At 42.1% G+C, this 25,741-nt stretch carries 21 protein-coding genes and 1 other RNA gene; 7 read left to right on the forward strand and 15 right to left on the reverse strand.

Features of this window, described 5'->3' with window-relative positions; translation table 11 throughout:
• Positions 1-9 precede the first annotated feature (9 nt).
• The 3 genes from BM100_RS09050 to BM100_RS09060 all read left to right on the forward strand — a co-directional run bounded on the left by BM100_RS09050 (position 10) and on the right by BM100_RS09060 (position 4,448).
• Positions 10-3,159, forward strand: a complete 3,150-nt coding sequence (locus BM100_RS09050; protein WP_092510106.1) for an efflux RND transporter permease subunit — start codon at positions 10-12, stop codon at positions 3,157-3,159.
• A 669-nt stretch (positions 3,160-3,828) separates the two neighbouring features.
• Positions 3,829-4,197 carry an Hha toxicity modulator TomB gene (gene tomB / locus BM100_RS09055; RefSeq protein WP_092510108.1) on the forward strand — a complete coding sequence of 123 codons (369 nt, stop codon included), beginning with the start codon at positions 3,829-3,831 and terminating at the stop codon, positions 4,195-4,197.
• 47 nt (positions 4,198-4,244) lie between these two features.
• Entirely contained in the window at positions 4,245-4,448 is a 204-nt protein-coding gene (locus BM100_RS09060; protein ID WP_010845060.1) for an HHA domain-containing protein, read from the forward strand.
• A gap of 88 nt (positions 4,449-4,536) precedes the next feature.
• Here the strand turns inward: BM100_RS09060 and ffs are convergent.
• An RNA gene (ffs, locus tag BM100_RS09065) (signal recognition particle sRNA small type) lies at positions 4,537-4,633 on the reverse strand.
• A gap of 703 nt (positions 4,634-5,336) precedes the next feature.
• On the opposite strand from ffs, the gene tesB reads away from it, so the two are divergent.
• Positions 5,337-6,194: an acyl-CoA thioesterase II gene (gene tesB / locus BM100_RS09070; RefSeq protein ID WP_092510110.1), complete on the forward strand. Its 858-nt coding sequence runs from the start codon at positions 5,337-5,339 to the stop codon at positions 6,192-6,194.
• A gap of 160 nt (positions 6,195-6,354) precedes the next feature.
• Here the strand turns inward: tesB and amtB are convergent, their stop codons facing one another.
• The 5 genes from amtB to BM100_RS09095 form a co-directional block, all read right to left on the reverse strand.
• Positions 6,355-7,635: an ammonium transporter AmtB gene (gene amtB / locus BM100_RS09075; protein ID WP_092510112.1), complete on the reverse strand. Its 1,281-nt coding sequence runs from the start codon at positions 7,633-7,635 to the stop codon at positions 6,355-6,357.
• 14 nt (positions 7,636-7,649) lie between these two features.
• Entirely contained in the window at positions 7,650-7,988 is a 339-nt protein-coding gene (gene glnK, locus BM100_RS09080) for a P-II family nitrogen regulator (RefSeq protein WP_092510114.1), read from the reverse strand.
• A 170-nt stretch (positions 7,989-8,158) separates the two neighbouring features.
• Positions 8,159-9,937, reverse strand: coding sequence for a SmdB family multidrug efflux ABC transporter permease/ATP-binding protein (locus BM100_RS09085; protein WP_092510116.1), 1,779 nt, complete (start codon positions 9,935-9,937; stop codon positions 8,159-8,161).
• On the reverse strand, positions 9,921-11,669 hold the full coding sequence (locus BM100_RS09090) for a SmdA family multidrug ABC transporter permease/ATP-binding protein (RefSeq protein ID WP_092510117.1): 1,749 nt from the start codon (positions 11,667-11,669) through the stop codon (positions 9,921-9,923). Before BM100_RS09090 ends, BM100_RS09085 begins: the two co-directional genes overlap by 17 nt.
• A gap of 56 nt (positions 11,670-11,725) precedes the next feature.
• On the reverse strand, positions 11,726-12,196 hold the full coding sequence (locus BM100_RS09095) for an Lrp/AsnC family transcriptional regulator (protein ID WP_092510119.1): 471 nt from the start codon (positions 12,194-12,196) through the stop codon (positions 11,726-11,728).
• A 122-nt stretch (positions 12,197-12,318) separates the two neighbouring features.
• Between BM100_RS09095 and BM100_RS09100 the strand changes: the two genes are divergently transcribed.
• Both BM100_RS09100 and queC read left to right on the forward strand, forming a co-directional pair.
• A complete protein-coding gene (locus BM100_RS09100; protein WP_092510121.1) occupies positions 12,319-13,371 on the forward strand; it encodes a PLP-dependent cysteine synthase family protein in 1,053 nt (350 codons plus the stop codon).
• 32 nt (positions 13,372-13,403) lie between these two features.
• Positions 13,404-14,102 (forward strand): 7-cyano-7-deazaguanine synthase QueC, encoded by a 699-nt coding sequence (gene queC, locus BM100_RS09105; RefSeq protein ID WP_092510123.1) that lies wholly within the window; start codon positions 13,404-13,406, stop codon positions 14,100-14,102.
• Positions 14,103-14,180: 78 nt separating this feature from the next.
• On the opposite strand, the gene BM100_RS09110 is transcribed toward queC, so the two are convergent.
• From BM100_RS09110 to bolA, 9 genes are all read right to left on the reverse strand, one after another.
• Positions 14,181-14,579 (reverse strand): acyl-CoA thioesterase, encoded by a 399-nt coding sequence (locus BM100_RS09110; RefSeq protein WP_092510125.1) that lies wholly within the window; start codon positions 14,577-14,579, stop codon positions 14,181-14,183.
• A 160-nt stretch (positions 14,580-14,739) separates the two neighbouring features.
• The gene (locus tag BM100_RS09115) at positions 14,740-15,132 is read right to left on the reverse strand and encodes a ComEA family DNA-binding protein (RefSeq protein WP_092510127.1); all 393 of its coding nucleotides are present in this window, start codon (positions 15,130-15,132) and stop codon (positions 14,740-14,742) included.
• A gap of 148 nt (positions 15,133-15,280) precedes the next feature.
• Positions 15,281-17,161: a peptidylprolyl isomerase gene (ppiD, locus tag BM100_RS09120; protein ID WP_092510129.1), complete on the reverse strand. Its 1,881-nt coding sequence runs from the start codon at positions 17,159-17,161 to the stop codon at positions 15,281-15,283.
• A gap of 174 nt (positions 17,162-17,335) precedes the next feature.
• Positions 17,336-17,611, reverse strand: coding sequence for a nucleoid-associated protein HU-beta (hupB, locus tag BM100_RS09125; protein WP_169924704.1), 276 nt, complete (start codon positions 17,609-17,611; stop codon positions 17,336-17,338).
• Between the two features lie 248 nt (positions 17,612-17,859).
• Positions 17,860-20,214, reverse strand: coding sequence for an endopeptidase La (lon, locus tag BM100_RS09130; RefSeq protein WP_092510387.1), 2,355 nt, complete (start codon positions 20,212-20,214; stop codon positions 17,860-17,862).
• A 331-nt stretch (positions 20,215-20,545) separates the two neighbouring features.
• A complete protein-coding gene (gene clpX, locus BM100_RS09135) occupies positions 20,546-21,817 on the reverse strand; it encodes an ATP-dependent protease ATP-binding subunit ClpX (protein WP_092510133.1) in 1,272 nt (423 codons plus the stop codon).
• 141 nt (positions 21,818-21,958) lie between these two features.
• On the reverse strand, positions 21,959-22,582 hold the full coding sequence (clpP, locus tag BM100_RS09140) for an ATP-dependent Clp endopeptidase proteolytic subunit ClpP (protein ID WP_092510135.1): 624 nt from the start codon (positions 22,580-22,582) through the stop codon (positions 21,959-21,961).
• A gap of 261 nt (positions 22,583-22,843) precedes the next feature.
• On the reverse strand, positions 22,844-24,148 hold the full coding sequence (tig, locus tag BM100_RS09145) for a trigger factor (RefSeq protein ID WP_092510137.1): 1,305 nt from the start codon (positions 24,146-24,148) through the stop codon (positions 22,844-22,846).
• Between the two features lie 386 nt (positions 24,149-24,534).
• Positions 24,535-24,858 carry a transcriptional regulator BolA gene (gene bolA / locus BM100_RS09155; protein ID WP_092510139.1) on the reverse strand — a complete coding sequence of 108 codons (324 nt, stop codon included), beginning with the start codon at positions 24,856-24,858 and terminating at the stop codon, positions 24,535-24,537.
• Positions 24,859-25,097: 239 nt separating this feature from the next.
• Here bolA and BM100_RS09160 point away from each other — a divergent pair, with 239 nt between their 5' ends.
• Positions 25,098-25,685, forward strand: coding sequence for a lipoprotein (locus BM100_RS09160; protein WP_092510141.1), 588 nt, complete (start codon positions 25,098-25,100; stop codon positions 25,683-25,685).
• Positions 25,686-25,741: the final 56 nt, after the last annotated feature.

Consider the following 25,741-nt stretch of genomic DNA (forward strand, 5'->3'; position numbering starts at 1 on the left):
TGGTGATTCATGCCTAAGTTTTTTATCGAGCGGCCAATATTTGCATGGGTAATCGCGATTATCACCATGCTTTCTGGCTTGCTGGCAATCATGAAATTACCCGTGGAGCAATACCCTGCAATTGCGCCACCAGCTATTTCCATTTCAGCGAGCTATCCCGGCGCTGATGCGACAACGCTGCAGAACACTGTAACACAGGTTATTGAACAGAACATGAATGGAATCGATAACCTGGTGTACATGTCTTCCACCAGTGATTCCGCAGGTAGCGTGAACATCATGCTTACCTTTGAAGCGAACATAAATCCAGATGTCGCTCAGGTTCAGGTTCAAAATAAACTGCAAGCAGCTATGCCTCTGCTGCCCCAAGAAGTCCAGAAGCAAGGGGTTAGAGTTGAGAAGACGACCAGTTCGTTTTTGATGGTGGCGGGCTTTATTTCTGAAGATGGTTCAATGGATCAAGATGATATAGCCGACTATGTCGGCGCCAATATCAAAGATCCCCTGAGCCGCGTTAGTGGTGTAGGTGAAACGCAACTGTTCGGCACCCAATATGCAATGCGCATCTGGCTCGATCCTGAAAAACTGGTCAATTATAAAATGACCACAATGGATGTGATCAGTGCAATTGAAACCCAGAACAATCAGGTTGCAGCCGGACAATTAGGGGGAACCCCTCCAGTCCCGGGTCAACGTATGAACGTCTCTATTGTCGCTCAAACCCGTCTGACCTCAGCGGAAGAATTCGGCAAAATTTTGCTGCGCGTTAACTCCAATGGTTCGAAGATTACTTTAAGTGATGTGGCAACCATTCAAATCGGAGCTGAAGGTTACAGCATAATAGGCAGGTTCAATGGGAAACCCGCTGCGGGGATTGCTATCAAGCTTGCAACAGGCGCCAACGCATTAAATACCTCTAAAGCTGTCAGAAAAGCGTTGTCTGAGATGTCTCCTTACTTCCCATCCGGGTTGGAAGTTGTCTATCCCTATGACACAACACCATTCGTTAAAATCTCTATTTTCGAAGTGGTGAAAACTCTGGCAGAAGCGATCCTGTTGGTATTTGTGGTCATGTACCTGTTCTTGCAGAACTTCCGAGCCACATTGATTCCAACCATTGCGGTTCCGGTGGTATTGCTCGGCACATTCGCCATACTTGCTGCGTTCGGTTACTCGATTAACACACTGACGATGTTCGCCATGGTACTGGCCATTGGCTTATTGGTGGATGATGCCATTGTTGTTGTAGAAAACGTTGAACGTGTCATGCAAGAAGAAGGGCTATCCCCGAAAGAAGCCACCAAAAAATCTATGGGGCAGATCCAGAGTGCTCTGGTTGGTATTGCACTGGTACTTTCTGCGGTATTCGTACCAATGGCATTCTTCGGCGGCGCGACAGGCGCTATCTACCGTCAGTTCTCGATCACTATCGTTTCTGCAATGATATTGTCTGTACTGGTCGCTTTAATCCTGACACCAGCACTGTGTGCGACCATGCTTAAACCGATTGCCAAAGGTAGTCATGGTTCGAGTAAAGGGTTCTTTGGCTGGTTTAATAAACTGTTTGAAAACAGCACCCGTCATTATACTGACAGCGTTGGTCGAATGCTGCGAGGTACAGGGCGCTACTTGGTGATCTATGTTCTGTTGATCGCAGGTATGGCCGTTATGTTTACCCGTATGCCTTCTTCTTTCCTGCCTGAAGAAGATCAGGGTGTTTTGCTGGCGATGGTTCAATTGCCACCTGGTTCAACTCAGGAGCAGACCCAAAAAGTATTGGAAAAAGTTAATGACTATTTCTCTACCAAAGAGGGCGATCTTGTTAAATCCGTATTTACGGTCAACGGATTTGGTTTCTCCGGTCAAGGGCAAAATAATGGTCTGGCATTTATTAGCTTAAAAGATTGGGATCAACGCAAAGATAAAAAAGATAAAGTTCCAGCTATTGTTAATCGAGCAAACGCTGAACTTTCTCAAATCAAGGAAGCGATTATATTTGCGTTCAATATTCCTTCAATTGTAGAGCTAGGCTCAGCCAGTGGTTTTGATTTCCAATTGCTGGACAAAGGAAACCTTGGTCATGAAGCATTGACGAATGCACGTAACCAACTGCTCGGCATGGCTGCGCAGCATCCAGATATACTCAGCGCTGTTCGTCCTAATGGACAAAATGATACACAGCAATACCATATCTATATTGATAAGGAAAAAGCCGAGGCTCTGGGTGTATCCACAGCAAATATCAACTCAACATTGAATACCATGTTTGGTGGAGCTTACGTCAATGACTTCATTGACCGTGGCCGAATCAAAAAAGTGATGATTCAGGCTGACGCGCCTTACCGTATGTTGCCAAGCGATATCAGTAAGCTATACGTCCGCAACTACTATGGAAAAATGGTGCCATTCTCTGCATTCATGGATACATCAAAAGATCCGTGGGTTTATGGCTCACCACGCCTTGAACGCTATAACGGCTTCCCTTCTATGGAAATCATGGGAGAAGCGGCTCCAGGTAAAAGTACCGGCGATGCAATGGCACTGATGGAACAACTGGCATCACAATTACCGCAAGGTATAGGTTATGACTGGACTGGAATGTCATATCAAGAACGTCTGTCAGGCAATCAGGCTCCGGCATTATATGCGCTGTCATTAGTTGTCGTGTTCCTCTGTCTGGCGGCACTGTATGAAAGCTGGTCCATCCCATTCTCGGTCATGCTGGTCGTTCCTCTGGGGGTTATCGGTGCATTGCTGGCAACCTCAATGCGTGGTTTGGGCAATGACGTCTACTTTAAAGTTGGCCTGTTGACGACCATCGGGTTATCGGCGAAAAACGCCATCCTTATTGTAGAGTTTGCCAAGGACTTGATAGAGAAAGAAGGAAAAGGGTTAATAGAAGCTACATTGGATGCAGTTAAAATGCGTTTCCGTCCAATCTTGATGACTTCGCTTGCCTTTATGCTCGGGGTTATGCCACTGGTATTGAGTAACGGCGCTGGCTCAGGTGCTCAAAATGCCGTAGGTACTGGGGTATTGGGTGGAATGATTGCAGCAACATCATTGGCAATCTTTTTTATCCCTGTATTCTTCGTTGTCATCAAACGCCGATTTATGAAGAAAAGTGAAGACGTAGAGCACGTCACTACTCATCACTAACCCTCTTCATTTAATTTAACCATATTAAAAAGGCCACCTAAGTGGCCTTTTTAACGGGGAAAAATCATTTTTCACCTTTCTCATCTCACTGATTACATCGCTACTTTAACAACTATTCATAATCTAATTAAAAATAAATACTTATGAAAAATGCCTATCTTTAAAGAAGGGCGCCTTTCTGTTTTTTATAATAAATAGAAGATTAATTGGTAACTTTACTTGTTTTTCTTCTAATTACACCTTTAATGGTAAAAAGTGTTCCATCTCGATAGTGACATATGTAATAATGGCGTTATATTGATTTTGAAAGTCGCTATACAATCGCCTATAATGACCTCTGTGCTATTGCTACAGTTTCTACTATATTAGTAGAATTCAATATAGTTAATGACATACGTAGATTTTGACTACCTTTATTCACTACCTTTATAGTAGAATTGCGGTCGTTTATCTAAAGTTAAAATTTGCTAGAATCGAGATTTTTACTTGAACCAAACGTAAATTACGTCTTTGTTTATAAATCTCAGTTGGCAAATGAACAAAATAGCACTTTAATATTAATAAATAATAATCATGTTTTGATAGGCTCTATTCTAAAAGAAAGACTATAATAATTAGCATGTATAAGCCCTAGTTCAAATAAACCGTGTGCCGTTTACGGAGGTGATTATGGATGAATATTCACCAAGAAGACATGATATTGCTGAATTAAAATACTTATGTGAAAAATTAATTCACGAAGCACTTTCAGTCTTGAATCGTACTGATAATCATTGGATTCATGATCTGACCTCAGAGAAAAGCTTAAAGTTAAACGAATTGATCGAACACATTGCAGCTTTTGTCTGGAACTTTAAAATAAAATACACAGATAACTACGATCTCAGCACCTTAATTGATGAATATCTGGATGAAACATATAATTTGTTTGGAAGCGATAAGATAAGCTTTCTTGAACTGACAAAATGGCAAAGAACAAACGAACACTTAACTAACATTCTTCTACATGATTTAAACGCTTCTTTAAGCAAAACCTGATAAATATATTTCTAACTATTTTTTATACCAAAAAAGATAAGGCGACCATGACTAAAACTGACTATCTGATGCGTTTGAGAAAATGCACTTCTATTGAAACACTGGAACGTGTAATTGAAAAAAATAAATATGAACTTTCGGATGACGAGCTTGAATTGTTCTACTCCGCTGCTGACCACCGTTTAGCCGAACTGACTATGAATAAACTCTATGATAAAATTCCATCATCTGTTTGGAAATTTGTCCGTTAAGCTGTAGTGATCAGATAGAAAGTGACTGAAGCCGGTAGCGATTATCGGCTAAATGTGCGAGTTGACTGAAGGTTAAAACTGGTGAGGGCTCTGCCAGCGACATCCCGGCACACACATCCCCTGCTATGGCTGCTTCTTTCCAGACCTGACCAAGTTAACAAGTTAGCGTTGCGGGAGAACCAACAGAGCCCCCATTGACGTATGCTTCAAGCTTCGAAGCGGTGCACATTATCTTTCATACATAATGAAATAGCAAGGCACTCTCATTTAAATGGCGATTCCTTGCTCAAGGCGATTAAAAAATGGCCTATATGCCGGATTTTATATTTCTCCAGACCCTTTACTTCCCCCCCCCATTATTGTTTTCACATCGTGTATTTTGTTTATCATGCTGTTTCATTTATCATAAATGAATATTCTTGCTTAAGAAAAAGACTCTCCAACTGTTATACTTGGATTAAATTTAATCACCCTTTTCAACAGAATAGAAACTCACCATAACAACTGTGTGCCCACGGCTCACAAGAAAAAATAGTTCGATAAAATAATAGGGAAAATCCAATAACTCTAATGAATCATTTTTATATCATATGAAAAACTAAATATTGTCCCTATATCAGCTACAATGCCAATCTGAATAAAATATTAACAACTTTCTAACTTAGAAAAATAGCCATACAAATCAATAAATAAACAATAGAAACAAAATTATCCGCATTATTTGACAAGTATTGATAAAACTAATAGTGATAATTTAATGCCGAAATAAAAACATAAGGGTAATTTTGATTTATAATTTAATTTATTTCCTTTCGAATAAATAAAAATTTATATCTATAATCATCCATTTATACATTTTAATCGCTCTTATAAAAGCAAAGTCACATTATGAACCAGGCATTACAAAATTTAATTAACCTGATACATCTGGAAAAAATAGAAGAAGGAATTTATCGGGGACAAAGTGAAGATTTGGGATTCCCCCAAGTTTTTGGTGGTCAGGTCATCGGTCAAGCACTATATGCAGCAAAGCAAACCGTTGCCAATGATCGAATGATCCACTCTTTTCACAGCTATTTTCTACGCCCGGGAGATAGCCATAAACCCATTGTTTATGATGTTGAAACATTGCGTGATGGTAAAAGTTTCAGTGCACGTAGAGTCAGTGCAATACAACACGGCCAACCTATTTTCTACATGACGGCTTCTTTTCAAGGCCAAGAAGAAAGCTTTGAACACCAAGATGTCATGCCTGATGTTCCGCAACCTGAAGAGTTAGAATCTCAGGAAGAAATCGCCAAAAAAATGTCTTCCTCTTTTTCTGACAAATTTAAAAAGGCTTTTTCTACACCGCCGTTGGAAATGAAGCTGGTTCCATCCCAAAACGTCCCTAATTATTTACCTAATAAGCCTGTTCGTTATGTCTGGTTCCGCAGTAATGGAAAAATGCCTGACGATCCATTCATTCATTGCTGTCTTTTGGGCTATGCGTCAGATTTCCATTTCCTTCCGACATCCTTGCTTCCTCATGGAGTTGGATTTATGGAACGCAACATGCAGGTAGCTACGATTGATCATTCAATGTGGTATCACCGCCCTTTTGATATGAATGACTGGCTACTCTATGCCATCGAAAGCCCATCAGCATCAGGTGCCCGTGGTTTTGTTCGTGGACAGATTTATAACCGTGAAGGCCTACTCATCGCTTCTGCCGTGCAGGAAGGAGTCATCCGCAAGCTGTCATGATTGATGCATTACGTACCGTAATAACAGCAGTGAGTACAATTAAGTCAGCGTTTGGCCACGGCACTTGCCTACGGCTACATAATTTTTTGCCTGCTATTACGGTACAACACCAGAAAGTGTTCATTCATCTCGGGCTGTAATGCTAAGGATGGAAAATATATCAGTTATAAGCACTTTCGCCATGCGAAGTAATATCTAATCCCTCTCTTTCTGATTCAACACTAATGCGCAAGCCAACCAATTTATCTGCAATTTTAAATGAGATATAAGCAGCCACAGATGACCAGACGATACATACTAATATGCTGATAATTTGCATTTCTAATTGCCTCAGCATTGTCATGCCTTCAGCAAATCCAGTGCCGCCTAAAGCAGTCGCTGTAAAAATACCCGTCAGCAAACACCCCACAATGCCACATACTCCATGAACGCCAAATACATCACAAACATCATCAACACGTAACCAACGTTTTAATATCACCACTCCCCATAATCCAGCTATTCCGGCAATCAATCCTATAACCAAAGCTCCGCCAATGCCCACTGTTGCCGCAGCCGGTGTAATTGCCACTAAACCTGAAATGCACCCAGAACATGCACCTAAAAGAGAAGGTTTTTGACGGAATAACCATTCAGAGAAGACCCACGATAACACGGCACCTGCCGTGGCTATTACTGTATTTACCAGCGTCAGTGCTGAAATCGCATTCACCGCCCCAGCCGATCCCACATTAAAACCAAACCACCCGATATATAGTATGGCCGTGCCAATAAAAGTCATCGGCAAGCTATGAGGTTTAAAAGCCTCCCGCCCAAAGCCTGAGCGTTTCCCAAGTAAATATGCCCCCACCAAACCTGCTGCTGCCGCATTAATGTGCACAACGGTTCCACCAGCAAAATCCAAAGAACCATCCTTGGCAAGCCAACCGCCTCCCCATACCATGTGCGCCATGGGGATATAGGATGCCGTCAGCCACAGCACACTAAAAATCAACAATGCTGAAAAGCGGATCCTTTCACACAAGGCTCCAACCACCAAAGCGACAGTAATACAGGCGAATGCGCCTTGGAAGACAACATGTATTAACTGGTAGAAACTACCACTCAAATCAGTCATCACGATGTTTTTCAGCATAAATTGACCTAACCCACCCCAAAAGCGGTTACCGGTCTCAAAAGTCATGCTGTAGCCATAAATAACCCAAAGCACATAAACCAGAGAAAAACTGACAAGTACTTGTGACATCAGTGACAAAACATTTTTGCGACGCAACAATCCTCCATAAAACAGAGCGATTCCGGGAATTGTCATAAAGAGCACCAAGACAGTATTCACCAACATAAATACTGTATCTGCCTTATCGAGATTTTTTTCCGCAGCAAAGGCGAATGAAGGTAAACTGGCCACAATACCAACTACGAATAAAAATTGTTTTTTCATTTTTCATTCTCCCCTCAGAGGGCGGATTCATTTATTTCACCGGTTCTAATCCGGATAGCCTGCTGTAATTCAAAGATAAAAATCTTTCCGTCCCCCATTTTTCCCGTGAAAGCAGTCTGTTGAACAATATTGACAACTTCTTCAACTCGCTCGTCATTGATAGCAATATCAATCTTAATTTTGGGCAGGAAACTGACGTTATATTCGGCTCCCCGATAAAGTTCAGAGTGGCCTTTTTGGCGCCCAAAGCCCTTTACCTCCGACATAGTCATCCCTTGTACGCCTATCTCAGCCAGTGCTTCTCTCACCTCTTCCAATTTAAATGGCTTTATGATGATAGTGATTAGTTTCATATTTCCCCCATCCTTCACTGTGTTCACACAAAAGCTATTTACTGGGGGTATATTGCAAGGGATATGCCAAAAATTAAAAATGGTGTGTAATCAATCTATTATTGAAAGGAGTATCAGTAAGGAAGGGTAAAAAAAGGAGCAGCTAACAGCAGCTACTCCCTATATGCACACTAAGCGTGCATAGGTTCATTCAATGTCTCTCCAACCTGTTGAAGTTGGTACATTTGATAATAGCGTCCACGTCTTGCTAATAATTGCTGGTGCTGCCCTTGCTCTACAATTGCACCACGATGCAGCACTAATATGGAATCAGCTTCAACAATAGTTGAAAGACGGTGAGCAATAACGACTAATGTTGTTTGCTTGCGGATCATATTCAACGCTTTTTGGACTGATTGCTCAGTTCCCGAGTCAATATTTGCTGTTGCCTCATCCAAAATAAGGATCTGTGGCGACTGCACTAAGACCCGAGCCATTGCCAAAAGCTGTTTTTGCCCTGCAGAAAGGGTATTACCTTGTTCACCAAGTCTGGAATTTAAGCCTTCGGGTAAATTACGGATAAACTCCGTGAGTTGAACCAATTCCAGCACTTCCCATACCTTTTCCTCACTGATATCCCGTCCCAAGGTAATATTGTCAAAAAATGAGGCTGCTAAAATAACAGGATCCTGCTGTACCATAGCCACACCATTACGCAATACAGCATGAGAAAGTGAAGATACCGGACGCCCATCAAGATAAATTTCACCATCTTGCCACGGGTAGTAGCCCATAATTAAATTAGCTAAGGTACTTTTCCCACTTCCTGTATGACCAACCAAAGCGATAAATCCACATGTAGGAACATGCAGGTTAATGTCACTCAAGACTCGTTTGTCATCTCTATAAGAAAAGTTCAGGTTTTCAACATCAATCTGGCCGCTTGCCAATGCTTGCTGATCATTGCCATATTGCTGCTGTGGGCTGTCCATCAGCTCAAAAACCCGCTCTCCGGAAACCACGGCTTGCTGCAATAAAGATTGCTGCGCCGTTAGCTCAATCAGGGGTTCATTTAACCGACCGAGGTAGTTGATAAAGGCATACAGAACACCAATACCAATAACTTCCGTGCCCTTTATTCCAAACAACAAAAGCAAGCCACACAATATTGCGGTAGAGAAAAAGCTCAATAATGGTCTTAATAAAACCCCATCTAACCGCAATGCCTGCATACGGGATTGATAATGTGCCCGGTTGGCTGCCAACATTTTTTCACCAACACGGGCTTGCTGACGAAACTGCTGGATCACGGTCATTCCACTAATGACTTCATTAAAACCATCATTAATATCAGCCAGATAACTGCGAACACGTCTAACAATCGGGGTGCTGAGGCGTTGATAAATAAGCATAACCAGCAAAACCGCTGGAAATATCACGATTGAAACCGATGCCATACGCCAATCAAGGACAAACATGGCTATCAACATAGCCCCAATCAACGCAATACTGCGAAAGACAGTTGGGATCACATTGACAAACAGATCATTGATGACTTCAGTATCATTCGTTACACGAGATATCAATTGACCAACGGGTTGATTATCAAAAGCACTTAATGGTTGGCGCAATGCTGAGTTCATCACATCAGTACGAAGCTGCTGCACAACTCCCACCGACGCCTGATAGAAGAATAAAGTCTGGTAATAATGCAATGCAGCAGAAATAAGTTGTAACACCAAGAAAGCGGCCGCCAGGCCTCCAACAACATCAAGTGGCAAATTTCCCGTAGAGACCATATTGTCAATGAAATAGCTCACAAGAAGCGGACCACTGACTTCCGCCAGTGATGCCACCCATAACATGAGCACTGCAATTAAAATCGGTTTACGGTGATTTTTACTGTAAGAAAGCAGACGCTTTAACGATGGCCACAGCTTACGCTTATGAGTATTAGTCATTTTCCCCATCCAATGCGGCTTCTAATTGCTGGTAATGGTACATATCAGAATACCAACCAGATTGAGCGATAAGTTGTTTATGCAGGCCTTGCTGTGCAATTGTTCCATGTTGCATGACCAAAATATTATTTGCTTCCGTTAATGCTGACAATCGATGGGCACTAATAATAATTGTGCGTCCTTGCCGCCATTGGTGGAGGTTTTTCATGATCTGATGCTCGGTATGCCCGTCTACAGCCGATAAAGCATCATCAAGAATTAAAATCTCTGTATCCAGCAGCAAAGCCCGAGCAATGGATATTCTCTGTTTTTGCCCGCCAGAAAGCATTACACCACGCTCTCCCACTTCGGTTTGGTAGCCTTGAGGCAACCGTAAAATGTCATCATGCACATTTGCCAAACGAGCAACTTCTTCTATTTGCGCTTGGGTTGCATCAGGCTTTCCCAGCGCAATATTGCCGGCCACAGTATCTGAGAACAGAAATGGTGTCTGATTGACGATAGCCAACCGCGAGCGCCATTCATCCATTCTAAGAGTGGATATATTTTGTGACTGAAAAAGAATTTCCCCATCGGTTACATCAAATTGCCTCTGCAATAAAGCCAGCAAAGTACTTTTCCCTGATCCCGTCGGCCCACAAAGGCCTAATAACTCGCTCGGCTTTAATTGGAAGCCGATATCATGCAACACGGGCTTATCATTTTTGGGGTAAGTAAACGTATTGATATTTGCCTGCAAAACTCCACGACCTGAGGATAAAGATTGCGAACCATCCGAGATTACCAGCGGTTCTTGCAGCAAGCTGCGGATACGCGTATATGCCGCACTTCCTCGTTCAACAATATTGAACATCCATGCTAAGGCCAGCATTGGCCAAATCATCAGCCCCAGATACATGACAAAACTGGTCAGTTCACCAAGGGTTAAAGTTCCATGTACAACCATCCAACTGCCGCCACCAACAGCCAACAGGTTTGAAACGCCGACGGTAATGAAAATGGTTGGGTCAAAACGTGCATCCACACGGGCAACGTGCATATTCTTACGCCCTGCTTCAATAGCGACTTCTTCAAATTGATTGGATTGCAATTCTTCCAATCCAAACGCTTTGATCATGCGGATACTTGTCAAACTTTCTTGGGCGTGGTTATTCAAGGTGGAAAATGCGCCCTGTGCTGACTTAAAACGGTGGTGAAGCTGGTCGCCATAGTGTTTGATCGCTAAGGCCATAATGGGCAGAGGCAGTAGTGATAGCAACGTTAACTGCCAACTAATTTCCACACTCATTACGACAAGGACAGCACAGCCCATAACTAAGGCATCGACTAAAGTAAGTACTCCCTCACCCGCCGCAAAGACAACTCGGTCAACGTCATTTGTCGCCCGCGCCATTAAATCTCCTGTTCTGTGGCGCAGATAAAACTCAGGATTCTGGCTACTTAACCGCTGGTAAAAATCACTACGCAGTTTAACGGCCAGTCGATAGGAAGCGCCAAACAGCCACACACGCCAGACATAACGTAATCCATATATCGCTAATGCTATAATTAGTATTATTCCCAACCACATCAATAGCTGACGAGATGACATAGTATTTGATCTGATCCCATCGACAATCACGCCAACCAAACGAGGTGGAATGAGTTGCAGCACAGCAATCATAACGAGGAATATTACAGCGCCTAAATAACGCCGCCATTCACTAATAAAATACCAGCCTAATTGTGAAAATAATCTCACACACCTATTCCCAAGCTAGAAAATGAAAAGTTAGCGCCTACATACCAGAGAAGGCATCATACTGCTGATTCTGGTATCGGCAACGCCGTTGTATATTTTATTTTCTCCATTGCAAAATTGGAGGTTACATCAATTAAACCCGGAATCCCATTAACCATGCGTTTGTAAAACCGATCATAACTTTTCATATCAATAACTTCTACATGCATTAAGTAATCATACTCACCTGCCATGCGATAAAATGTTAAGACCTCCGGCATTTCTTTAACAAAGGAAACAAATTGCTCATACCACTCACTACTGTGTTGCTGAGTTTTGATCATGACTATCACCGTCAACCCCAGCCCGAGTTTTTCTCCATTCAGCAGTGCCACTTTTCCAACAATATAGCCATCATCTTCAAGCCTTTTAAGACGTTTCCAGCAAGGTGTAGAAGTCAAATTGACAGCTTCAGCCAACGCATTCAAAGATAAACTGCTATCTCGTTGGAGCAGCCCCAGCAGTTTACGGTCTATTTTATCTAGCATATTTAATTCCTGTAGAAATTTTTCCCAAATATAACGAATAAAATCAGAAAAATAACAATCTATTTCTCTAAATGTAAGGGTAATCTATATGCCATTACTGTATTATTATCCAGGGTCAATTTATGTCGTCTTTATGGGCCAAAAATGCAATAAGGGCCATCCAAGCAGATTACCAACGCAGTGCAGATACACATCTGATTCGTCTCAATCTCCCTATGTTTCCGGGTATTCATCTCTACCTCAAAGATGAGAGCACTCATCCTACAGGCAGCTTGAAACACCGACTCGCTCGTTCCCTGTTTCTCTATGCCCTCACCAATGGTTGGATCAATGAAGGGACGCCGATCATTGAATCCTCATCCGGCAGTACTGCTGTTTCTGAAGCATATTTTGCTCGTTTACTTGGATTGCCTTTCATTGCCGTTATGCCCTCCTGCACGGCTAAACGTAAAATTCAGGAAATTGAGTTTTACGGTGGAAAGTGCCATTTTGTTGAGCATTCCGCCCTTATTTACCAAGAATCAGAGCGGCTGGCCAAAGAGTTAAATGGTCATTATATGGACCAATTTACCTATGCCGAACGAGCTACTGACTGGCGAGGAAACAATAATATTGCTGAAAGTATTTTCCACCACATGAAGCTAGAGCCATTTCCTGAGCCAACTTACATCGTTATGAGTGCCGGAACCGGAGGAACATCCGCAACAATTGGCCGCTACATTCGCTATCAGGGATATGACACCAAGCTCATCGGTGTCGATCCAGAAAATTCAGTATTCTACGACTGCTATAACCAGAATTGCCGAGAGATCCGCGGAAATACCGGCAGCAAAATCGAAGGCATTGGGCGTCCACGTGTCGAACCTTCCTTTATTCCCACTGTGATAGATGACATGTTAAAAGTTCCCGATCCTGCTTCCATTGCTACCATTTACTGGCTTGAAAAATTAATTGGCAGAAAAACTGGCGCATCTACAGGAACTAACGTCTGGGGTGCTCTGCAACTTGCTAACCAAATGCGTGATAACAACCAGCAAGGAGCAATCGTGACGTTAATTTGTGATAGCGGGGAACGCTATCTTGATACTTATTACAACCCTGAGTGGATTCGCAATAATATCGGCGATATCACACAATATCTAACACAACTACCCAAACTAAATGGTTATGAGTAACATACCTCCTTCAATTCGCAAAGGTAGGTATCATGAAACGAGCCGTTGTAGTATTCAGTGGTGGGCAGGATTCCACCACTTGTTTAATTCAGGCACTTCGTCAATATGACGAGGTTCACTGTGTTACTTTTGATTATGGGCAGCGTCATCGTGCTGAAATTGATGTAGCTTGTCGTATCAGCAAAGAGCTAGGAGCTGCTGCCCACAAGGTACTGGATGTTACTTTGTTGAATGAGCTTGCAATCAGCAGCTTAACAAGAGACAACATTCCGGTACCAGATTTCAACACAAGTGAAAAAAGTGGCCTCCCGAGTACTTTTGTACCTGGGCGCAATATTCTGTTTTTAACTTTGGCGGCTATTTATGCCTACCAAGTTGAAGCCGAAGCCGTTATTACTGGTGTTTGTGAAACTGATTTTTCAGGCTACCCAGACTGCCGAGATGAATTTGTTAAAGCACTAAACAAAGCTGTCAGCCTTGGTATAGCCCGTGATATCCGTTTCGAAACGCCTTTAATGTGGCTAAACAAAGCGGAAACTTGGGCACTGGCCGATTACTATCAACAACTAGATTTTATCCGCAGCCAAACTCTTACTTGTTATAACGGCATCCAAGGTGATGGGTGCGGCGAATGCGCAGCCTGTCATCTTCGAGCCAAGGGCTTAAACGATTATTTAAATAATGCCCAATCCATAATGTTGGATATGAAATCCAAAACACATTTAAGCTAATTAACCTGTTTTATTACTTCTCACTATTTTGTGAGATGACTTCTGTGAGAGGTTTAACTAACCTCTCACTCAGCTGTGTTATTTCTTATAAAGTTCCATTCTGTCCTTCAACTCACCTTCCAAAACCAGTGCTTTGTTCGTTTTCAGATCAAGGCAGACAAAGGTAGTGAGGGCATCAGCAATAATTTGGTTGTCTCTTCTACGTATAATTTCCTGAAAAAATGTTCCACTTTTCGTACGTAATTCCTGCAAGGAAGATTTCACTTCCAATTCATCGGCCAACACGGCTGGATACCGGTAATTAATATTAATGTTGGCTACGACAAAACCAATATTTTTGCTATTTAACCATTCCAGAGTGTCATCATCCGTCAGTAAATCCCAGCGGGCGGCTTCCAAGAACTCTAAATAGCGCGCATTATTCACATGCTGGAAAATATCGATATGATAACCCCTGACTTTTATAATCGTACTCATTGTTCACTTCATCCTTACACTCATCAGACCAGACAAAATGTAACAATAGCAAAACAATTTAATTACAATAGCATTTGATGAGTTATTCTTGATCAGTATCACAGCCCTCTTGATTAAGAGTATGGATGAATAACAAGAGGGCATAATGCTTTTTTAATCTTTAGTGAGTTAATTTACCTCGATTCTTTTCTATAAAAATGGGGCCAATACCTTGTACTTCCTGTAATTGCTCTATTGCTGTAAAGGGGCCATATTTTTCACGATATTCAATGATTGCCTGTGCTTTTTTGACGCCAATGCCATTGAGTTCTTTCACCAATTCTTCAGCATTCGCGGTATTGATATTGAGTAATTCCTTCCCTGATATTTGTTGACCAGCAGCAGCCTCGCCTCCCACCTTTGTGTCCTGATTTTTAATTGTGGCTATATGTTGATTAATTGGCGGTTTCACCGCTTTATCGACAGTTCCATCCGTCGTAGCGGCATAAGACAACGATGTGTTGAGACACAAGGCCATAATGAATGAATTGAATACTATCCTTAAATACTTCATGTAAATCTCTCCATGTTTTATTGACGGAGGAGAGATTGCCATAACGGTATTTCAAAACAACAAGCAAGATTTGAATATGCGAAAGGCCACGAATGTGGCCTTTCAAAATTACTCTATTACAAAAATAGTTGCGAATGACTTCGCAATTTTATTCTATCTGACCATATTTAATATCAGCCTCATCACGCAAATTAAGCATGAGTGATTCCAGCATGATATTACCGGTTTGATACTGGTAACCGTCCATATATTGTTTAACTTGATCGTCAGAGATAGAGCCAGGAGTCACTTTATCCAGTTCAATCAGTACCGCATTACCCAGTTCGTCTTGAGCCAAGCCATATTCTGCCTTCCCATCTTTAGGATGCGGTAAAGAGAATGCGACATCAGAAGCCTGATTCGTTTGCTCCAGACGTTTTATTATTGTTGGTTGACCAAATTGAATTCCCGCAGTTTTCAATGCTTGTTCGCCTTTACCTTCTTTCAAAGATGCCAGCAATTTTTCACTTTCAACCTGGAGTTGTTTTTCCGCTTTTTGACGTTTAACCAGCTCAGTCACTTCATTTTTAGCTTGTTCAAATGTTTGAACTGATTCCGGTTTAAACTCATCAACACGAATAATAAAGGCTCTGTCACCTTCAACAGAAATAACATCAGAGTTAGTTCCTGTTGTTCCTTTATCATCAATTAGATTGCCGGAAAAAATAGCCTGAACGACTTGGCTGAAGTTAATATCAGCTGGGATATGGGCACGATCAAACCAATCGGTGGTTACCGCTTTATAACCCGCTGCTTTTTCCGCTGCGGCCAAGGATTCATTGTCATTCGCAGCTGCATCACTAACTTTTCTCTGCAACGCGTAGAATGCATCAACGGCTTTTTCCTGCTTAACGATTTTCTCTATTTCTGAACGCACATCAGTCAGTGGCTCAATGACTTGAGGTTTAATATCGTCCAGACGGAAAATAGCATATCCATTGGATAATTTGACAACACCAGAAAGCTGCCCTTTCTTTGTCAAATTAGCAGATTTTAGCTCATCAGGCATAGAAGGCTCTTCCATCCAACCAAGATCGCCCCCTTTTTGAGCCGAGAATTTATCTGTCGATTTTTCAGATGCCAGCTGACTGAAATCAGCCCCTTTGTTTAATTCATCCAAAACGGATTTAGCAGCTGCGTCTGAATCCAGTTGAATAAAGCTATATTTTTTCTGCTCAGACTTAGTATATTTTGCCAAGTTGCTTTTATAATATTTTTCAATATCAGCATCAGATACAGTGATGTTTTTTAGCTCATCTGCAGCATCCATCTTGATGTAACTGATTTTAACTTTTTCTGGCACAGTAAAATGTTTACTATTTGTGTCGTAGTATTTTTTCAGCTCTTCATCCGTAACGGTTTGCTGTGCTTCAATTGATTTCAATTCAAGCGTTGCAAAACGCACTGTTCTTTCTTGAAGAGCAACCTGCACTTCTTGCTTGATTTCAGTCGGTAATGCGATTTCCGATCCCATCAATGCCTGCAGTAGTTGACGATTAATCAGTTCCTTACGAACCTGCTCCGCAAAGATATCAGGACTGATGTTTGAATGAGCAAGCGAATCCAGGTAACCCTGATATTTCTTGTTATCAAATTTACCGTCAGTTTGGAGGAAAGGTAAGTTGCGTATTTCCGCAGCCACTTGCTCATCGCTGGCTGATAAATTTAGCTTATTGGCATATTGCTCAATCAGAGTCGAATTGATGAGGCGCTCCAATGACTGGCCTCGAATCTGACGTATTTTCTGCTCATCACTTAACAGAGCTGAAAATTGATCTCCCAGTCTCTCCTGCAACGAATTTTTTTCTTGCAGAAATGCCTGCTCCAACTGAACACGGCTAATAGCTTGACCGTTTACTTTGGCAGCGTAACTACCATTTTCATTTGACAGGTAACCTGTTACACCTGTCAGCAAAAAGGTCAGGATAATTAGAGCCAATACAATTTTGAGCACAGGACCATTTGCCGCCGTGCGTAGGTTGTCCATCATAAAGACGTAAAACTCCGCTTTAGTGAAAAAGAAACTGTCATATTACGCTAATTCAAACGCTAAGAGAAAAAAAGCGCACCAATCGATTGATGCGCTTATATTCTAACCTATCACTCTTGCATCGTCAGTTGAAGTTTACCGCAATAACAAAAATAAAAGGCCAGGTTCTATTCGTTAGGCATTAACTGCGTCTTTTAGACCTTTTCCGGCTCGGAAAGCTGGCACTTTTGCTGCCGCAATTTTGATTTCTTTGCCTGTCTGAGGGTTGCGCCCTGTACGTGCAGCACGCTCACGCACAGTAAAAGTACCGAACCCCACTAAAGCGACATCATCACCGCTTTTCAATGCTTCAGATACGGAAGAAATGAATGCATCTACTACACGCCCAGCTGCTGCCTTAGAAATGTTCGCATCAGCTGCAATTTTGTCGATCAGTTGTGATTTATTCACTCTTATCATCCCCATTTAGTTTTACTTTACTATTGTAACAAACACCTTGTAACAAAACCGATTTATGGCAGACCATACCGCCATATCAATCATTTCCAGTATTAGCAAGAAATCATGGAACAGCAAAATATTTAATCGGATAATTAGACTAATCTAACTTAATAGCACAAAAAAAGGCTGACAAGTCTGAATTTACTTGCCAACCTATTTTTTATACAAAGTTCTTGAATTAGCTCACTCTTTTTGTACTACTTTAATGATACTAACTCAGCCCCAAATACGGGATCTTGCAAAGCTATAGACAAAACATCTTCTATGCGCTTAACAGGATGGATCTCCAGATCTTGAATGACATTTTGCGGGATCTCTTCTAGATCTCGTTTATTTTCATCTGGGATAAGCACTGTTTTAATTCCGCCACGATGTGCCGCCAATAGTTTTTCTTTCAAACCACCAATTGGCAGAACCAAACCACGCAGAGTAATTTCCCCTGTCATAGCCACATCAGCGCGGACCGGGTTGCCTGTCAGGCAGGAAACCAGTGCCGTACACATTGCAATACCTGCACTTGGGCCATCTTTTGGTGTTGCGCCTTCAGGTACATGAACGTGAATGTCGCGTTTTTCGTGGAAATCAGAGCTGATGCCCAGTTTATCTGCACGAGCCCGAACAACGGTCAATGCTGCCTGAATGGATTCTTGCATCACTTCACCCAATGAACCGGTATAAGTTAATTTACCTTTACCCGGGACACTGGCAGTTTCAATTGTCAGCAAGTCACCACCAACTTCAGTCCATGCCAGGCCTGTTACTTGACCCACACGGTTTTCTGTATCAGCACGACCATAATCCACACGCTGTACACCCAAATAATCTTTCAGGTTTTCTGCCGTGATTTCAATGTGCTTGATCTTCTTATCCATCAATAAGGCTTTGACGGCCTTACGACACAGTTTAGAGATTTCACGTTCCAGACTACGAACGCCAGCCTCGCGAGTGTAATAACGGATAATGCCAATAATTGCGCCATCATCAATAGTCAGCTCGCCTTTTTTCAGGGCGTTACGTTCAATTTGTTTTGGCAACAAGTGACGCTTGGCAATATTGAGCTTTTCATCTTCGGTATAACCCGACAGACGAATAACTTCCATACGATCCAGCAATGGCGCAGGAATATTCATCGAGTTCGACGTCGCCACAAACATCACATCAGACAAATCGTAATCTACCTCAAGGTAGTGATCGTTAAATGCCACGTTTTGTTCAGGATCGAGCACTTCCAGTAAGGCTGAAGCCGGATCGCCACGCATGTCTGATGACATTTTGTCAATTTCATCCAACAAGAACAGTGGGTTTTTAACCCCAATCTTGGACATCTTCTGAATTAATTTGCCTGGCATGGAACCAATATAAGTACGGCGATGCCCGCGAATTTCCGCTTCATCACGTACCCCGCCCAATGCCATACGTACGTATTTACGTCCAGTTGCTCGTGCAATGGAACGACCCAATGAGGTTTTACCCACACCCGGCGGACCTACCAAACAGAGAATCGGCCCTTTTATCTTGCTAACACGGCTTTGCACTGCAAGATATTCAAGGATACGTTCTTTAACACGTTCCAAGCCATAATGGTCTATATCCAGCACTTCTTGAGCTTTGACTAAATCTTTTTTAACCTTGCTGCGTGCGACCCAAGGAACTTGTACCATCCAATCAATATAACTGCGGACGACCGTTGCTTCAGCTGACATCGGAGACATCATTTTTAGTTTCTGCAATTCAGCTTCTGCTTTTTCGCGCGCCTCTTTCGGCATTTTCGCATCTTCGATCTTGCGTTTCAGCATTTCATACTCATCAGGTGCATCGTCCATCTCACCCAATTCTTTCTGAATTGCTTTCATTTGTTCATTCAGATAGTACTCGCGCTGGCTTTTTTCCATCTGTTTTTTAACACGATTACGGATGCGCTTTTCTACCTGTAGAAGATCGATTTCTGACTCCATCATCGCAATCAGATATTCAATGCGTTCAACGATATCAGACATTTCTAAAACAGACTGTTTATCGTTTATTTTTAAAGGCATATGAGCAGCAATGGTATCTGCCAATTTTGCTGCATCTTCAATACTGTGCAATGATGTCAAAACTTCTGGCGGGATTTTTTTATTCAGTTTGACGTAACCTTCAAACTGATTAATCGCGGTTCTCACCAGAACTTCTTGTTCGCGTTCATCAACTTCAGGGGATTCAAGGTATTCAACCTGCGCATAAAAATACTCGCCGTTATCCGTCAGAGTAGTAATACGAGCACGTTGCAAACCTTCTACCAGCACTTTTACCGTACCATCCGGCAATTTTAACATCTGTAAAACAGAAGCTACTGTACCTACGGAGAAAAGATCATTGACTCCTGGCTCATCAGTAGATGCTTCTTTTTGCGCGACCAACATGACCTGTTTGTCATGATCCATTGCTGCTTCCAGACAATGGATCGACTTCTCACGCCCAACAAACAGAGGGATCACCATATGTGGGTAAACCACTACATCGCGCAAAGGCAATACAGGGATTTCTATGCGTTCGGAACGCTCAGGATTCATAGAGCTCTCTCTTCGTTTATGCCCTTCATCTTTCAAGTTCTCTTTGTTGGCTGCGCTCATTTTTCCAGCTGCATCATTGATTATACTGCCGCGGATTCATTCACTTTGCCGTCGTAATGTAACTCGAAATCTATCGGGTACAGCTTTCGCCAGTTTTTAGGAATCTCGTGAAACACGGTTTTCACGAGTTTCACTTCAAAGAATACAAAATATATGGGGACAAGAATCTGACATTCAATAGCCTATAGCTGCAAAAAGCAAAATGAGGGATTCTCCCTCATTTTATTTTTTCAATGCATACTGATAATCGGTATTCCCTACCCTATTTTATTCACTCACCAGAAACTTGGGCATCCGGTTTGCTATATATCAATAATGGTGCGGAATTATCTTCAACAACCGTTTCATCAACGACAACTTTTTCCACGTGTTCCATTGATGGCAGATCATACATTGTATCCAGCAAAGCACCTTCAACAATCGAACGAAGACCACGTGCACCCGTTTTACGCGCCATTGCTTTTTTCGCGATAGCTGTCAATGCTTCTTTTCTGAACTCCAGCTCAACACCTTCAAGATTAAACAGGGCTTGATACTGTTTAGTCAGTGCATTTTTCGGCTCCTGCAGGATCTGAATCAATGCTTCTTCACTAAGTTCAGTCAGTGTTGCTACAACTGGCAAACGACCGATGAATTCAGGAATTAACCCAAATTTAATCAAGTCTTCCGGTTCAACCTGAGCCAGCAATTCACCTTCGGTTGCTTTCTCCGATTCACCTTTAACTGTAGCATTAAAACCAATACCTGAGCTGACATTTAAACGCTGGCTGACAACTTTATCCAAACCAGCAAATGCGCCACCACAGATAAATAAGATCTTAGATGTATCTACCTGCAAAAATTCCTGCTGCGGATGCTTACGGCCACCTTGAGGCGGTACCGCCGCCACAGTTCCTTCAATCAGTTTCAGCAGCGCTTGCTGAACCCCTTCACCTGATACATCACGTGTAATTGAAGGATTGTCTGATTTACGAGAAATCTTATCTATTTCATCAATATACACGATACCACGTTGTGCTTTCTGCACGTCGTAGTCACATTTTTGCAGAAGTTTCTGGATAATGTTTTCTACGTCTTCCCCAACATAGCCTGCTTCAGTCAATGTTGTGGCATCGGCCATAGTAAACGGCACATCCAAATAGCGAGCCAGCGTCTCAGCCAGCAAAGTTTTACCGCTACCGGTTGGGCCAACCAGCAAAATATTACTTTTACCTAACTCGACACCATTATTGGTGTCGCCATTACGCAATCTCTTGTAATGGTTGTAAACAGCTACTGCCAGTACTTTTTTCGCCGTCTCTTGCCCAATGACATAGTCATCCAGATGTTGGCGAATTTCGTGAGGGGTAGGCAATGCACTACGCTCACGATGCGGTACCAGCTCTTTGATTTCTTCGCGAATGATATCATTACATAAATCGACACATTCATCGCAGATATACACTGACGGGCCAGCGATTAGTTTACGAACTTCATGTTGGCTTTTCCCGCAGAAAGAGCAATACAGCAGCTTTCCTGAACCGTCTTTGCGCTTATCTGTCATCAGTCAACCTCACTTTATGAGCTGTTATCCCAGTTTGTCTGGCATAACAGAAAAAACGCTGTTATTACTCCACCCGGTCTGGCGCTAACATAAAATGTGCTCAGAAAAGACCAGAATAAAGTAATAATAATTGTCTTAAAATTAGTTTCTATGGGTGAATATGCTATCAACCAGCCCGTATTCTACGGCTTCCGAAGCGGATAAGAAACGATCACGTTCTGTATCCACTGCGATTTTTTCAAGTGGTTGGCCTGTATGTTTTGCCATCAATTCATTCATGCGAGCTTTAACCTTAAGTATTTCCTGCGCATGGATCTCAATGTCAGTCGCCTGCCCTTGGAAACCACCCAATGGCTGGTGAATCATAACCCTAGAATTCGGCAGACAAAAACGTTTGCCTTCAGCTCCAGCAGTCAGCAGAAACGCGCCCATTGAGCAAGCCTGCCCCATACAAATAGTACTCACATCTGGTTTGATAAATTGCATCGTGTCATAAATAGACATACCAGCTGTAATAACCCCACCCGGAGAATTGATATATAAATGAATATCTTTTTCTGGATTTTCTGCTTCCAAGAATAACATTTGGGCGACAATCAAATTCGCCATATGGTCTTCGACTTGGCCAGTTAGAAAAATAATGCGGTCTTTCAATAAGCGGGAGTATATATCGAATGCACGCTCCCCACGTGCTGTTTGTTCAACCACCATCGGCACCAAAGACATGTTAGGTGCATATTGATCTTGCTTGCCACTGTATGACATTTCCGTCTCCTAATAGAACTCACGCTGGTGCCATTCATAACTGATTCTACTTGAGATAAGCGATGATGACCATGATCCAAGGTTAACTAATAAGGGGCTTTTCCCCCTTTAAAAAGTAGTAAGCTCTTACATAATAGTAAGAAAGGATATGAGGTTAAATCTGTTTTTTTCAAGAAAAATAAAAAAACCCGCAAGCATTGCCTGCGGGTTTACTTTATTGAGAGTGAGATTTCATCATCTCAGGCAATCAATAAATGAAACTTATGCCAATTGATTTTGGTTCATAAGATCATTGAAGCCAGTTTCTTTTTCAGAAACTTTTGCTTTACTCAGAACCAGTTCAACAGCCTGCTCTTCCAGAGCGATGTTGCGAACATTGTCCATCATTTCTTTGTTTTTGCTGTAGTATTCAATCACTTCTGCTGGATCTTCGTAAGCGGAAGCCATTTCTTCAATCAGCGTCTTAACGCGATCTTCGTCTACTTTCAGCTCATTGCTACTGATAACTTCGCCTAACAGCAAACCAACAACAACGCGGCGTTTTGCCTGCTCTTCGAACAATTCACGAGGCAATTCCAGCGCTTGTTTTTCGTTGCCACCGAAACGCTGAGCAGCCTGGCGGCGCAGCACATCGATTTCACCGTCAACAACAGCAGCAGGAACTTCAATTTCGTTAGCCTTAACCAGACCATCAAGAACCTGAGTTTTGATGTTGTTACGAACGGCATTTTTCAGTTCACGTTCCATGTTCTTACGAACTTCGGTACGCAGACCTTCAACAGTGCCATCAGCAATGCCAAAACGTTTAATGAACTCTTCAGTCAATTCTGGCAGTTCACGCTGTTCAACTTTCTTCAGGTTAATAGCAAACTTCGCTGCTTTACCTTTCAGGTTTTCTGCGTGGTAATCTTCTGGGAAGGTTACATCGATGGTGAATTCTTCGCCTGCTTTACGGCCAACGATACCATCTTCAAAGCCAGGGATCATACGACCCTGACCCATAGCCAGAACGAAGTCAGTTGATTTACCGCCTTCGAACTCTTCACCATCAATTGAGCCAGTGAAGTCAACAGTTACACGATCTTCTGCCGTTACTGCTTCAGCTGTTTCTTTCCAGTCAGCCTGCTGTTTACGCAGGGTATCCAACATGTTGTCAAGATCTGCATCTTTTACGTCAACAACAGGTTTTTCAACTTCGATTTCTTCCAGACCTTTCAGTTCAATTTCTGGATAAACTTCAAACTCAACCGCGTAAGTGAAGTCTTCACCTTGTTTAAACTGTTCTGGTTTGTAGCTTGGTGCGCCAGCTGGATTGATTTTCTGCTCAATGATCGCATTGATGAAATTGCGCTGCATCAGATCACCCAGAACATCTTGAAGAACAGAAGCGCCGTAACGCTGCTGAACGATATTCATTGGCACTTTACCTTTACGGAAGCCATCAATACGAACTTTCTTTGCTACATTAACCAATTCACCGTTAACTGCTTTTTCGATATCGGCAGCAGGAACGGTGATTGACACACGACGCCCAAGGCCTTGAGTGGTTTCAACAGAAACTTGCATCTTGTTACCTCAAAAAAATCATAGTGCTCGGTCAACTTCAGAATGACTGCAATACCTAACAAAGCAGATTGCAGCACTCTTTAAGAACCGGGGCGGTCGCATTTAAAAACCGAGAATCCCTTGATCAGAAGCGTCCCGAAACCATTCTAAAAATTTAGACGCAGCATTATAGCGATGCAGACAGTGTGAGTCGAGAATTGCAGACAAAAGCATGCATGATTCGTTGACTTATGTGATAAGTGTTGCTCAATGAATACATCACCATACTGTCTATGCGCCATCTATTTAATGTATAAAAACAAAAATACAGCCCGAAGGCTGTTATCTAAAATAAGATCTAGATTAATAAAATAAAACCAGGTGGTTTATTGGATTATTCGGAAAAATCATAACGTTGATGTCGTTGTACTCCCGCCACGACATGCAGGAGAAGCCAGAACAGTATCACCCAATTCTGCCCACTCTTTTTCCGTATATGTATGAAGTGCCAAAGCATGCACTCCTTCCTCCAATTCCTGTGCCAAGACACTATACACTGAGCGATGGCGGCTAAGCATCCTTTGTTCAGAAAAATCATTACTTACTAAAATAACTTTAAAATGGCTTTCAGAACCAGCAGGCACATTGTGGCGATAGCTTTCATCAATCACATTCAGATGAGAAGGCTTAAATGCCGCCCGTAACTTTGTTTCTATTTCCTGACGAACCATCTCATTCTCCTTCAATCACCAAAGGTTATTTATCAACCACATTATTGATTTTAGTTTATTTCCCGTAATTTATAACATCGGAATAATTAAATCTCTTTAACAAAATTTTCTTGAGGTATTTCGACCTATATCTCAATCATCAGGGATATGCCGTTAACAATGACGATGTTATGATTACGGTAATTTATACTACCCACATGAATACATCGAATATCCAAATCTTGAGTTGAGAAAAACAAATGTTAAAGAAAATACTTATTCCATTGATTACGCTTTTCTTTCTGGCCGGCTTATCTGGCTGCGCAGGAACAGGAAATACCTTAGCAATTCAGCCTAAAATTACCTTGCCACCTTCTGATCCGACAATGAAAGCGATCACAGTCAGCATTAGTGGGGTCGATCATCGCCAATCTCAAGCTCTGGCCCAAATTAATCGTGATGCACGGCTAGTCACATTAGTCCCTTCCCGCGACTTACGTTTTTTATTGCAAGAAGCACTGGAAAAACAGATGACTGCGCGTGGTTATATGATTGGTTCTCCTGCCGATGCCAATTTACAAATTATTGTGAACCAGCTTCAAGCCAATATAAAAGAAGGGAGCTTGCGTCATGATATTTTAACAAAAGCAGACATCTCTATTATTGTTTATGCGAAAGACGGCAGTAAACAAATCAAAAACTATCGTACCAGCTACAATGCTCAAGGGCCACTGGGAGCGACCAATGCAAAAATTGCTGATGCGGTAAATACTGTCTTATCTGACGTAATTGCAGATATGGCCCAAGATTCGTCAATCAGTACCTTCATCAAACAAAACGTTCGCTAACCGGATAATAAATAAACTTTCTGCCGGATTCTGACACGTTAGATAACGTGCAGAAA

The sequence above is a fragment of the Xenorhabdus mauleonii genome, from assembly GCF_900113945.1.
Classification (GTDB): Bacteria; Pseudomonadota; Gammaproteobacteria; order Enterobacterales; family Enterobacteriaceae; genus Xenorhabdus; species Xenorhabdus mauleonii.